This is a genomic window from Streptomyces sp. NPDC054932, from assembly GCF_053610205.1.
Genome location: NZ_JBSGXU010000102.1, coordinates 18,434 through 30,076 on the forward strand (window position 1 = coordinate 18,434; position 11,643 = coordinate 30,076).

The following is an 11,643-nucleotide window of genomic DNA, read 5'->3' on the forward strand; positions in this document are numbered from 1 at the left end:
AGCGCCCGGCGGCGGGAGCGCCGCGGAGATACTGCCGGTGTGAAGACCGAAGACGCGAAGACCGAAGACGCGAACACCGTGCTGTTCCACACCGAGGGCCGGACCGGGGTGGTCACCCTCAACCGCCCCCGGGCCCTCAACGCCCTCACCCACCCCATGGTGCTCCGCATCGACGAGACCCTCGCCGCGTGGGCGGCCGATCCCGCCGTCCACCAGGTCCTGATCCGCGGCGCCGGGGAGCGCGGCCTGTGCGCGGGCGGGGACATCCGGGCCATCCACGACGACGCCAAGGCCGGGAACAGCGCATCCGCCGGCTTCTGGCGCGACGAGTACCGGCTCAACGCCCGCATCGCCCGCTACCCCAAGCCGTACGTCGCCCTCATGGACGGCATCACCATGGGCGGCGGCGTCGGCGTCTCCGCCCACGGCTCGGTCCGGATCGTCACCGAGCGCTCCCGCGTCGCCATGCCCGAGACCGGCATCGGCTTCGTCCCCGACGTCGGCGGCACCCACCTGCTCGGTCGCGCGCCCGGCGAACTCGGCACCCATCTCGCCCTCACCGGTACCGCGGTCGGCGCCGCCGACGCGCTGCTGTGCGGGCTCGCCGACCACTTCGTACCGGCCGGCCGGCTCCCGGAGCTGACCGCCGCCCTCGCCGACGCACCCGCCCACGAGGTGCTGCCCCGGTACGCCGCCACCCCCGAGCCCGGCGAACTCGCCGACCGGCGCGGCTGGATCGACCGCTGCTACGCGGCCGACACGGTCGAGGAGATCGTGGAACGGCTGCTCGGCCAGGGTGAGCCCGCCGCCAAGGAGGCCGCCGCGACGATCCTGGCCAAGTCCCCGACCGCCCTCAAGACCACGCTCGCCGCGCTGCGCCGGGCCGCGTCCCTCGGCACGCTGGAGCGGGTGCTGGTCCAGGAGTTCCGCGTCTCCTGCAACTCCCTGACCTCGCCCGACCTGGTGGAGGGCATCCGCGCGCAGGTCGTCGACAAGGACCGTGAGCCGCGCTGGTCCCCGGCGACCCTGGCCGAGGTGACCGGCGCGGACGTGGAGCGGTTCTTCGCCCCGCTCGGGGAGGGCCGCGAACTGCGCCTGCCGCCGCAGGAGGACCTCAGCCGAGGCTGAGCCGCGCCTCCAGGCCGTCCAGGACCCGCTGGAGTCCGTAGTCGAAGTTCTCCTCGCGCAGCTTCCGCGGATCCCGGCCCTCCTGTGCCGAGTGCTCCGCGGCCAGCAACGGGTGCTCGGCGAGGGCCTGCTGGGCGGCCGGGCGCAGACCCTCCAGCCACTCCTGCTCGCTCTGCCCGCTGCGGGCGAGCAGTGAGAGGTAGGCGGCCTCGCCGGTCGTGGCGCCGACGACGTAGGAGATGACCGCCTTCATGGCGAGGTCCGCCTCGTTCGCCTGGAAGCCGGCCGTCCGGAAGAGCGCCAGCATGCGCTCCGACATGCGCATCAGGTTCGGGCCGAGGTGCGCCAGCCCCACCTGGCCGAGCACCGAGGCCACCCAGGGGTGGCGCAGGGCCATTGCGCGCAGCCTGTGGCCACTGCGGGACACGGCATCGCGCCACTCGGCCGCGCCCGCGGCGCCGGGCACCTCCAGCTCGCCGTAGACCTCGTCCACGACCAGCTCGATCAGCTCGTCCTTGTTGGCCACGTGCCGGTACAGGGAGGTGGCGGCGGCGCCCATCCCGGTGCCGAGCCTGCGCATGCTCAACGCCTCGATGCCCTCGGCGTCGAGCAGTTGGACGGCCGCCGCGACGATCTGGACCCGGCTGAGAGCCGGCTGCTGCTCCTTGCGGCGCGGGCGCGTCCAGACGGAGGTGGCGGCGGGCACGGCGGGACGGGTCTGCTGATCGTCGGCTGACATGGCGCCAGCCTAACCCACGGTGCGAACGCCGTACGCAGCCTGCGTACACCCAATGCCCGGCTGCGTACGGCATCCTGCGCCGTGCTACGAGCCCACGTACTCCCGCAGATGGCGGGCCGTCAGGGTGTCCGCCCCGGCCACCAGCGCCGCCGGAGTGCCCTCGAAGACGACCTCGCCGCCGGCGTGGCCGCCACCGGGGCCGATGTCGATCAGCCAGTCGGCGTGCGCCATCACCGCCTGGTGGTGCTCGATGACGATCACCGAGTTCCCGTCGTCGACCAGCCGGTCCAGCAGGGCCAGCAGCTTGTCCACATCGGCCATGTGCAGGCCGGTCGTCGGCTCGTCCAGGATGTACGTCGAGGACTTCTCGGCCATGCTGATGGCGAGCTTGAGCCGCTGCCGCTCGCCGCCCGAGAGGGTGTTGAGCGGCTGCCCGAGCCGCAGGTACGAGAGGCCGACGTCGACCAGCCGGCCGAGGACGGCGCGCGCCTGCCCGGTGGGGAAGAACCCGTGCGCCTCCGCGACCGGCATGTTCAGCACCTCGCTGATGTTCTTGCCGCGCAGCCGGTACGTCAGCACCTCGGGCGTGAAACGCCTGCCCTCGCACTCCTCGCAGACCGAGGCCACCGCGGCCATCATCGCCAGGTCCGTGTAGACCAGCCCGAGGCCGTTGCACTTCGGGCAGGCGCCCTCCGAATTCGCGCTGAACAGCGCCGCCTTGACCCCGTTGGCCTTGGCGAAGGCCGTCCGGATCGGCCCCAGCAGTCCCGTGTAGGTGGCCGGATTGGACCGGCGCGAGCCGCGGATCGGCGACTGGTCGGCCACCACCACCCCGTCCCGCCGGGCCAGGTAGCCGTGGATCAGCGAGCTCTTGCCCGACCCGGCGACCCCGGTCACCACCGTCAGCACCCCGAGGGGCACCTCCACGCTGACGTCCTTCAGGTTGTGCAGATCGGCGTCCTTGACGGACAGGTGGCCGCGCGGGGTGCGCACCGACTCCCGCAGTCGCGCCCGGTGTCCCAGATGGCGCCCGGTGAGGGTGTCGGAGGCGCGCAGCCCGGCCACGTCCCCGGTGTAGCAGAGCCGCCCGCCGGCCGTGCCCGCGCCCGGGCCGAGGTCGACGACGTGGTCGGCGATCGCGATGACCTCGGGCTTGTGCTCCACCACCAGCACGGTGTTGCCCTTGTCGCGCAGCCGCAGCAGGAGGTCGTTCATGCGCCGGATGTCGTGCGGGTGCAGACCGGTGGTCGGCTCGTCGAAGACATACGTGACGTCCGTGAGCGAGGACCCCAGGTGCCGCACCATCTTGACCCGCTGGGCCTCGCCGCCGGACAGGGTGCCGGAGGGGCGGTCCAGACTGAGGTATCCCAGGCCGATCTCCACGAGGGAGTCCAGCAGGTGCCGCAGGTTGGCGAGCAGCGGGGCCACGCCGGGGTCGTCGATCCGGCGGACGAAGGAGGCCAGGTCGCTGATCTGCATGGCCGAGCACTCGGCGATGTTCACCCCGTCGATGCGCGAGGACAGGGCCGCCGCGGACAGGCGCGTGCCGGCGCATTCGGGGCAGTCGGTGAAGACCACGGCCCGGTCGACGAAGGTCCTGATGTGGGCCTGCATCGCCTCCCGGTCCTTGGACAGGTACGTCCGCTGGATCTTCGCGATCAGGCCCTCGTAGGTGAAGTTGTTGGAGCCGGACTTCACCTTCACCGGGCTCATGTGCAGGAAGTCGGCCCACTCCCGCTCCGTGAAGTCCTTGAGCTTCGTGTCGGGGGAGTAGAAGCCGGAGTTGGCCATGATCTGCCAGTACCAGGTGTCCACGGCGAAGCCGGGGACGGTGATCGCACCCTCGTTGAGGGAGAGTTCGCGGTCCACCAGCTGGTCCACGTCGATGTCGGAGACCTGCCCGATGCCCTCGCAGTGCGGGCACATGCCGTCCGGGGCGTTGAAGCTGAAGGCGGTGGACCCGCCGATGTGCGGGACGCCGAGGCGGGAGAAGACGATCCGCAGCATGGTGGAGGCGTCGGTGGCGGTGCCGACCGTGGAGCGGGAGTTCGCGCCCATCCGCTCCTGGTCGACGACGATGGCGGCGCTCAGGTTGTGCAGCCCGTCCACGTCGGGGCGGCCCAGACTCGGCAGGAAGGACTGGATGAAGGCCGTGTACGTCTCGTTGATCATGCGCTGCGACTCGGCGGCGATGGTGCCGAAGACGAGGGAGGACTTGCCGGAACCGGAGACGCCGGTGAAGACGGTGAGCCGGCGCTTGGGGATGTCGAGGGAGATGTCCGTCAGGTTGTTCTCCCGCGCTCCGCGGACCTGGATGACCTGATGACTGTCGGCGGCGATCTGCACGGAACTCCTCGCGTGGCGGTGTCTCGAGCTTACTTTCTACACTGTACTCTATACGCTGTAGTGAATTATTGGCCACGCGTTCGGAGGACCGCACATGGTGAAGGACCGCAGTGGGGCGGGCGACCCCGTCCGCACGCTGGAGCTGCTGTGGCGGGACCGGGGGCAGCCGGACCGGACGGGCCGCCGCGGCCCGCGGCAGGGCCTGACCGTCGACGCCGTGGTGGGGGCCGCGACCGAACTCGCCGACGAGGCCGGACTGGCCGCGCTCACCATGCGGGCACTGGCCCAGCGGCTGGCCGTGACACCCATGACCCTCTACACCTACGTCCCCGGCAAGGCCGAACTCCTCGACCTCATGCTGGACGAGGCGTACGAGCACATGGACCGCCGGCCGCCCGGCGCACAGGACGTGTGGCAGGCCAGGGTCACCCGTGTGGCCGAGGACAACCGGGACCTGCTCACCCGTCATCCCTGGATCGCGGACCTGGCCGTCACCCGCCCGCCGCTGGGCCCCGGAGTGATCGGGAAGTACGAGTACGAACTGGCGGCCTTCGAGGGCATCGGCCTCACCGACACCGAAATGGACGCGGGCCTGGCCCACCTCCTCGGCTTCGTCCACGCGCACGCCCTGGGGGTCGCCGACGACGCGGCGCACAACAGCCGCCAGAGCCAGGCGGACTGGTGGGCCGTCAGCGAGCCGCTGCTGGGCCGGGCGCTGGACCCCGAGCGCTACCCGCTCGCGGGCCGCGTGGGCGCCACGGTCGCCGGATACCACCCGCAGACGCTCTGGACCTTCGGTCTCCAGTGCGTCCTGGACGGCCTGGCCCGCCTGATCGACTCCCGCCCGGAACGCTGATCCGGCGCCCCGGCCGGTCCTGCCCCGCCCTGCCCGGTCAGCGGTAGCCGGTGGTGTCCGCCGGGTGGTCCGGGTCCTGGACCTCGACCATGTAGCGCCAGGCGTCCGGACGGCTCCCGTCGAGGTCCGTGAAGCCGTAGACCCGGGCGAGTTGACCGCTGGAGAGGGACCGGCCGTTCCAGCGGGCCACCTCCGGGTCCGCGGCGAGGGCCGCGACCGCCCGGCCCACGTACGAAGGGGTCTCGGAAATGGCGAAGTGCGGGACCTTCGCGGTCGCGTCCCGCCAGTTCGCCTCCGTCACCCCGAAGTTGTCGAGCATCATCTCCGAGCGCAGCCAGCCCGGGGTCAGCGCCACCGCCGTCGCCCCGCGCGGCCCCAGCTCGTGCCCCAGTGCGAACGCCATGCGCAGCACCGAGGACTTCGCGATGTCGTAGAAGAAGGAGACCCGGTAGCGGCTCGCGTTGTACTCGGTGGTGCCGTCCGTCATCTCCACCACCAGCCCGCCCGGCTCGCGCAGCAGCAACGGCACCGCGAAGTGGCTGGTGATGGCGTGGGTATCCACCGCCAGCCGCATCAGCCGCAGCCCCTTGTCCAGGTCGTGCTCCCAGACCGTGCTGTCCCACTCGAAGAGCAGCTCCCCGCCCCAGACGTCATTGACCAGGACGTCCAGACGGCCCTGTTCGCCGTCGATCCGCCGGACCAGTGCCTCGACCTGCTCCGGCACCAGATGGTCGGCGACCACCGGGATCCCCCGGCCGCCCGCCGCCGTGACCAGCTCGGCGGTCTCCTCGATCGTCTCGGGCCGGTCGTACTCCGAGCGCCTGCCCCGGGTGCTGCGCCCCGACACGTACACGGTCGCACCCCGGGCGCCCAGCTGGACCGCGATGCCGCGGCCCGCGCCGCGCGTCGCCCCGGCCACGAGGGCCACCCTGCCTTCGAGAGTTCGCTGTGTTTCCGGCATGACCCGACCCTACGGCGACGGGTCCGCCCGGACCCCGCCGAACACGGCGACCGCCGCCAGGGACAGCAGCAGCCCGGCCGCCGCCAGGCCCAGCGCCGGGCCCGGCCCCCACAGGGTCCAGGCCGCCCCGAACAGCAGGGAGCCCCCGAACCGGGCCAGCGCCTGCGCGGTCTGCAGCACCGCGAGCCCGGTGGTGCGCAGCCCCGCGGGCAGCAGCGGCCCGGCGGCGGCCATCAGCACCCCGTCGGTGGCGGCGTAGAACAGGCCGAGCGGCGCGAGTACGCCGGCGACCAGCAGGGCCCCGGCCGGCACCGGGGCCAGGAGCAGCAGGCAGGCGCCGAGCAGCAGCACGTGCCCGGCGAGGAAGACCCGGCGCCGGCCCAGCCGGTCGGCGAGCCGGCCCACGGGCAGCGCGGCCAGCAGGAACACGGCGGCCGTGCCGACGGGCAACAGCGGGAAGTACGCGGCCGACAGGTCGAGCCGGCGCTGCAGCAGCAGATAGAGGAAGGCGTCGCCGACGGTGAACAGGCCGAGCACGGTGGCGGTCAGACACAGCCGCCGCAGGCCGGGCAGGCGCAGCAGGATGCGTACGGGCGGCAGCGGAGGGCGGGCGGAGACGGGGCCGGTGGCGGTGGCCGTGGCGGGGAGCGGGGCGGGCGCCGGGGCCTCCCGGACGAAGAGCGCGAGCAGCACCACGCCCAGGACGGCGACGCAACAGCTCACCGTGAACACGGCCTCGTACCCGTCCACTGCCACCCACAGCACCCCGAACGCGGCCAGCGGCCCCAGCAGGGCGCCCGCCGTGTCCAGCGCTCGGTGCACCCCGAAGGCCCGGCCCTGCTCACCGGGCGGAACGGACAGCGAGATCAGCGCATCGCGCGGGGCGGTGCGCAGGCCCTTGCCGGTCCGGTCGGCGGCGAGCACCGCCGCCACCGACCAGGGGGTGGTGACCGCGAGCAGGGCCGCCTTGCACGCGGCGGACAGCGCGTAGCCGGCGCCCGCGACCAGCTTGTGGCGCCGGGTGCGGTCGGCGACGCGCCCGCCCGCGAGGCGGAGCACCGCGGTGGCGCCCTGGTGCAGACCGTCCAGGGCGCCGAACGCGAGCGGGGACATGCCGAGTCCGGCCATCAGGTACAACGGCAGGACGGCGGTGACCATCTCCGCGGAGACGTCCGTGACCAGGCTGACCAGCCCGAGCGCGAACACCGTGCCGGGGACGGCCCGCAGGGGGCCCCTCGGGGCCGGGGTGTCCCCGGCGATGTCCGAGGCGCGGCTGGTCGACAGGTACACGGATGCCTCCAGGACCGGGTCTAGAACCAGTTGACGGTCAGCGGGAACGCGGCGGTGACGGTGGTGCCCGTGGCATCGGTGGCGGTCGCGGTGACCTGGACCGTGCCGCTGCCCCAGGGTTTGCCGCTGATCCGGCCCGAGCCGGCGTCGACCGTCAGGCCCCAGGGCAGGCCGGTGGCCGCGTACCGGACCGGAGGTCTGCCGCCGGTGGCGCTGAGCTGGATGGTGCAGGACTGGTTGAACCTGCAGGTCTGCGGCCCGGGGTTGGCCAGCTTCAGATCACCCGCAGTGGGGGTGGGGGTCGGAGTGGGCGTCGGGGTCGGGGTCGGGGTGGGAGTGGGCGTCGGGGTGGGCGTGGGTGTCGGGTTCGTCGAGGTGTCGAACACCTCGGTGATCGGCTGGACGTTGGCCGCGTTGCCCGCGTGCGTCGCCGTGCCGAAGAGGTCCTCGAAGGTCCGCAGCAGGTGGTGGTGGTTGAAGGCCGTGGCGTACTTGCCCGTCTTGACCTTCGCGCCGAAGAAGACGGTGGCGATCTGGTTCGACCCCAGGTAGTTGTCCTCGTCCCAGGTCAGGACCAGGAGGCTGTTGTTGGCCTTCGCCCACTGCGCGTAGGCGTCGATGTTGTTCCTCGTCCAGGTGTCCCCCGTGCCGACGGAGCACGAGTGCATGTCGTTGCACTGGTTGGGGACCACGAAGGAGAGGTTCGGCAGCGCCGCGAAGTTGTTCTGCGGGAACTGCGCCCAGGTCTTGCCCGTGTTCAGCGGCACGTTCTTGAAGGCGAACCACGGGTTGTGCTTCTGCGCGTACTGGCCGTTCGTACAGGCCGTGGACCCCTCGCTCGGCAGGTCCTCGTTGTACGTCGCGAAGGTCTTGCCGGCCGCGATCAGCTCCTGGCCGAGGTTGGGCGCCGTCATCGACTGCGGGGTGTAGCAGCCGTCGCCCGTGATGCCCTGCGTGGCACCGGAGAAGAGGTTGAAGTAGTTCGGCTGGCTGGGGTGGGTCAGCGCCTTCATGCCGGTCAGGCTCGCGCCGCCGTTCGCCAGCTGGTTGATGTACGGGGCGTTCGCGCTGCCGATGATCTCCCCGTACTGCTTGTTCTCGTACACGACGACCACCACGTGGTCGTACGCCGGCAGCGCGGCGGCCGTCACCGGCGCGGCGGCGGAAGCAGGCTGCGCCGCCTCGGAGTTGGCCACGGTGAAGGCGCCCAGCAGGCCGAGCGCGCCGATCCCGGCCACGAGCGCGGACCACCGGGACCCGCGTCCCGGGTGTGCCGCCGGTGGGGATTGAGGGGTGGGCATGGGTGTTCTCCTCCTGGTGTCGCCCGGGTCAGGCCCCGGGACGTGGTCATTCCTCGCGCCGGGCCGCACCGGCCACGGCGATGTTCAGGAACCGCGGTACGGGGCGCCCCCGGTCGCGGAAGTCCTCGGCCACCGCGGCCCGCACCGCCGCCCGGCGCGCCTCGGGCAGCAGCATCAGCACGCTCCGCCCCGTCCGCTGCCCGGGCGGCCAGGCGCTCAGGGCCCCGGCCCGGCGGGCGCAGGCCACGGCCCGCGCCAGCTCCAGGGGCCGGTCCGCGGCCTCCCCCCGTACGGCGACCAGCACCAGCCGCGCTCCCGTGGCCGCCGGGTCGAAGGCGACGTACCGCTGCCGCCGCCGGGGCTGCTCGCTCAGCAGCAGGGCCCGGCCGGACCGTGCGAAGAGCACGGCCCGCCGCAGGCCGTCGTCCCCGTCCGGCAGCGCCGCGGCCAGCAGCCGGGCCAGCTGCTCGCGATCCGGCTGCTCACCCGCTCCCGTGTGCACGTCCGCCACCGCCAGCGCCACCGCGCAGTCGGCGGGCTCCGCCGTGGCCAGCCCGGCGGCCCCTGTGAGCGAGCCCTGGACGTGCAGGTCCGTTCCGCCGAGGCCGTACCCGGCCCGGCCCAGGGCCCGCAGCACGGCGTACGGCCGGGCGGCCCAGGCCGGGGCGGCGGGCGGCGGCCCGGACAGGGTCAGCGGCAGATCGCAGCCGTCCGCCGGATGGCCGAGGGAACTGAGCCGCACCAGGCCGTCGGTGCGCGGGGCCGCGGCGGCGGCCGTGGGCCAGCCGGCCGCCGCGACCAGCCCGGGGGAGCCCAGGTGGAAGGCGTACGGGGCGCTCCACACGGCGGCCGGGGGCCTCCCGTGCGCCGCCTCCAGGGCGTGGGCGACCAGGCGGAACAGCGGATCGGCCGTCGCCCGCCGGGCCAGGTCGCCTCCGGCGCGGTCGGCGGTCACGGTGGCGCCGGCCGAGGCGGTGGGCCGCCGGGGCGGTACAGCGGTGGCGGAGGCTCCTGCCGCGTCCCGGAGGGCTGCTGCGGAAGGGGGCCGCTTCCCCGTGGGCGGTCCGACAGGGCCGGCCGCGCCCGTCACGGGGCGTCCTTGCGGGCCAGCATCCGGTAGGCGTTCCCGCCGTCCGTGCGACGGGCCGCCGCCGTGCGCAGCGCGTCGAGCGCCGCCGCGGCGGCGAAGCACGGCAGCGCGACCGCCCGTACGGCGTGGGCGAGGAGCCGTGCCCGGGGCGTGGCCCCCGGACCCCACGGCCGCTCCGGATCCGGGGCCAGCCGCGTCGCGGTGAGGGCCACCGCGCCGAAGAAGTCATTGCCCTGGTGGGCCGGCCCGTGCTCCTCGGCGAGGACGGTGAACCCCCGGTCGGCCAGCGCTTCGCGCAGATTGGCGGCGGGTACGAGGTGCTGGTGCTGCGGCTGGAACCAGGGCAGCCAGGCCGGGCCGAGGAGCCGGGCCATGCGCGATTCCGGATCGGGCAGCTCGATCGTCAGGAACCCGCCGGGGGCGAGCACGGCGGCCGCCGCGTCCAGTTCGGTGAGCGGGTCCCGGGTGTGCTCCAGATAGTGGTACATGCTGACCACCTCGTACTGGCCCGCCAGCTTCGACGCGAACTCCGGGAACTGGCCCAGGTATCCGGTCTCCACCCAGCCGCGGCGCTCGGCCTCCCGCACCCCGTCGCCCATGTCGAGCCCGTCGAAGCGGGTCCGGGGCCAGACGTCCCGAGCCGCGTTGCAGAAGTGGCCGTGCCCCGTCCCGACATCGAGCCAGGACACCGGGTCGGCGTGCGGGAGGAGCATCTCGGCGCGCCCCCGGTAGGCGGCGCCCAGCCTGCCGAAGACGGTGCCGGCGCCCTCGCCGCCGCGCCCGTCGTAGAAGTCCCGGTAGTAGAACTCCAGCCCCTCCGGGCTCAGCCGGGGGTTCTGGAAGACGTGCCGGCAGTCCCCGCACTGCTCCAGCGTGAAACGGCCGGGCTTGCCCTGGAGCAGGTCGGGCACCCGGACCCGGACGGTGAGCCGGCCGGAGCCGCACCACGGGCAGTCCGTGCGTCGCGGCTCGAGGAACCGCGCGGTGCCCGCGGCCAGGTCGTCCCGGTAGGCGGCGGCCCGCGCGGTGTCCGCAGCGGGGTCCGCCGCGGTGCCCCGGCCGGCCGCCGCGGCCGTACGCAGCGCAGCGCGCAGGGACCGTACCGGCCGGGCCGCGGTGGCGCGGCCCAGGTCGGCGGGGCGCAGCGCGCAGCCCGGCCCGCCGAGGGCCAGATACGGCTGGAGCCAGTACAGCCCGGCCGCGGCGGCGCCCCACCGGCCCTGGCGTACGGCGGCGCCCGCGAGCAGCGCCAGCCCGCCCAGCTGCAAGGCGGCGAGCGCCCCCGGCGGCAGCCCCTGAGCCCGCAACTCGGCCGCCCGCACGGGCCCCCGGGGCTCCTCGGCCCCACCACAGCTCAGGCCCTGGGCGACGGCCAGCCCCGTGGCGTCGGCGGCGTACTCCTTCAAGCGGCGGGTCAGCGCCAGGAGTTCGGCCTGATCCGGGCGCGGCCCGCCCGGATCCACCCCGGCCCGGTCCAGCACGTCCTCGGTGGCGAGCACGGCGAACCCGGCCCCGCGCCCCCCGGCGAGCCGGTCCTGCCGGTACCGGGCCGGGTCGACCAGACGCAGCAGCCCCAGTGCCCGCTCGACGGCCAGGTCCGCGGGCAGCAGGTCCAGCACCCGCAGGCCCTCCCCTTCGGCGTGCGCGCAGGCGGCGAGGAAGGTGGCCGCATCGGGTTCGACGCCCCGGGCGGTGAGCAGCCGCCACCCGGCGGCGCGCGGTACCCCGGACGCCACGGCCGGGGCCGGCGGCAGCACCGGGATCGCCCGCAGGCGGCGCCGGGCGCGCACCGTGCCCGCGCCGAGAGCGGCCAGCAATACGGCGGAGGTCCACGGGACCCGGGAGAGCGGGGGTGGCGTCATAGCAGTTTCTCCAACCGGTCGGCCGCGGCGGCGGCCCCGCCCGCCGCGGCGAATGAGGCCTGTATCCGCC

Annotated in this window: 9 protein-coding genes; 2 read left to right on the forward strand and 7 right to left on the reverse strand. The window is 74.1% G+C overall.

What is annotated here, in order from left to right:
- Positions 1–39 precede the first annotated feature (39 nt).
- Positions 40–1,128, forward strand: coding sequence for an enoyl-CoA hydratase/isomerase family protein (locus ACWGE1_RS24900; RefSeq protein ID WP_453422704.1), 1,089 nt, complete (start codon positions 40–42; stop codon positions 1,126–1,128).
- Here the strand turns inward: ACWGE1_RS24900 and ACWGE1_RS24905 are convergent.
- The gene (locus ACWGE1_RS24905) at positions 1,115–1,867 is read right to left on the reverse strand and encodes a TetR/AcrR family transcriptional regulator (protein ID WP_453422705.1); all 753 of its coding nucleotides are present in this window, start codon (positions 1,865–1,867) and stop codon (positions 1,115–1,117) included. The genes ACWGE1_RS24900 and ACWGE1_RS24905 overlap by 14 nt on opposite strands.
- 84 nt (positions 1,868–1,951) lie before the next feature.
- Positions 1,952–4,213, reverse strand: a complete 2,262-nt coding sequence (locus ACWGE1_RS24910; protein WP_453422706.1) for an ATP-binding cassette domain-containing protein — start codon at positions 4,211–4,213, stop codon at positions 1,952–1,954.
- Positions 4,214–4,307: 94 nt separating this feature from the next.
- Here ACWGE1_RS24910 and ACWGE1_RS24915 point away from each other — a divergent pair, with 94 nt between their 5' ends.
- Entirely contained in the window at positions 4,308–5,069 is a 762-nt protein-coding gene (locus tag ACWGE1_RS24915; RefSeq protein WP_453422707.1) for a TetR/AcrR family transcriptional regulator, read from the forward strand.
- A 37-nt stretch (positions 5,070–5,106) separates the two neighbouring features.
- Here ACWGE1_RS24915 and ACWGE1_RS24920 read toward each other — a convergent pair whose 3' ends face one another.
- The 5 genes from ACWGE1_RS24920 to ACWGE1_RS24940 form a co-directional block, all read right to left on the reverse strand.
- A complete protein-coding gene (locus tag ACWGE1_RS24920) occupies positions 5,107–6,030 on the reverse strand; it encodes an SDR family oxidoreductase (RefSeq protein ID WP_453422708.1) in 924 nt (307 codons plus the stop codon).
- A gap of 9 nt (positions 6,031–6,039) precedes the next feature.
- Positions 6,040–7,320 (reverse strand): MFS transporter, encoded by a 1,281-nt coding sequence (locus ACWGE1_RS24925; protein WP_453422709.1) that lies wholly within the window; start codon positions 7,318–7,320, stop codon positions 6,040–6,042.
- A 20-nt stretch (positions 7,321–7,340) separates the two neighbouring features.
- A complete protein-coding gene (locus tag ACWGE1_RS24930; protein ID WP_453422710.1) occupies positions 7,341–8,621 on the reverse strand; it encodes an alkaline phosphatase family protein in 1,281 nt (426 codons plus the stop codon).
- Positions 8,622–8,667: 46 nt separating this feature from the next.
- Positions 8,668–9,576 carry a galactokinase gene (locus ACWGE1_RS24935; RefSeq protein WP_453422711.1) on the reverse strand — a complete coding sequence of 303 codons (909 nt, stop codon included), beginning with the start codon at positions 9,574–9,576 and terminating at the stop codon, positions 8,668–8,670.
- Positions 9,577–9,707: 131 nt separating this feature from the next.
- A complete protein-coding gene (locus ACWGE1_RS24940) occupies positions 9,708–11,573 on the reverse strand; it encodes a methyltransferase domain-containing protein (RefSeq protein ID WP_453422712.1) in 1,866 nt (621 codons plus the stop codon).
- Positions 11,574–11,643 lie beyond the last annotated feature (70 nt).

Excerpts from the sequence above, each read along its gene's own strand:
- ACWGE1_RS24905 (WP_453422705.1), bottom strand. The coding sequence starts at position 1,867 with ATGTCAGCCGACGATCAGCAGACCCGTCCCGCCGTGCCCGCCGCCACC.
- ACWGE1_RS24915 (WP_453422707.1), top strand. The coding sequence starts at position 4,308 with ATGGTGAAGGACCGCAGTGGGGCGGGCGACCCCGTCCGCACGCTGGAG.
- ACWGE1_RS24920 (WP_453422708.1), bottom strand. The coding sequence starts at position 6,030 with ATGCCGGAAACACAGCGAACTCTCGAAGGCAGGGTGGCCCTCGTGGCC.
- ACWGE1_RS24930 (WP_453422710.1), bottom strand. The coding sequence starts at position 8,621 with ATGCCCACCCCTCAATCCCCACCGGCGGCACACCCGGGACGCGGGTCC.
- ACWGE1_RS24940 (WP_453422712.1), bottom strand. The coding sequence starts at position 11,573 with ATGACGCCACCCCCGCTCTCCCGGGTCCCGTGGACCTCCGCCGTATTG.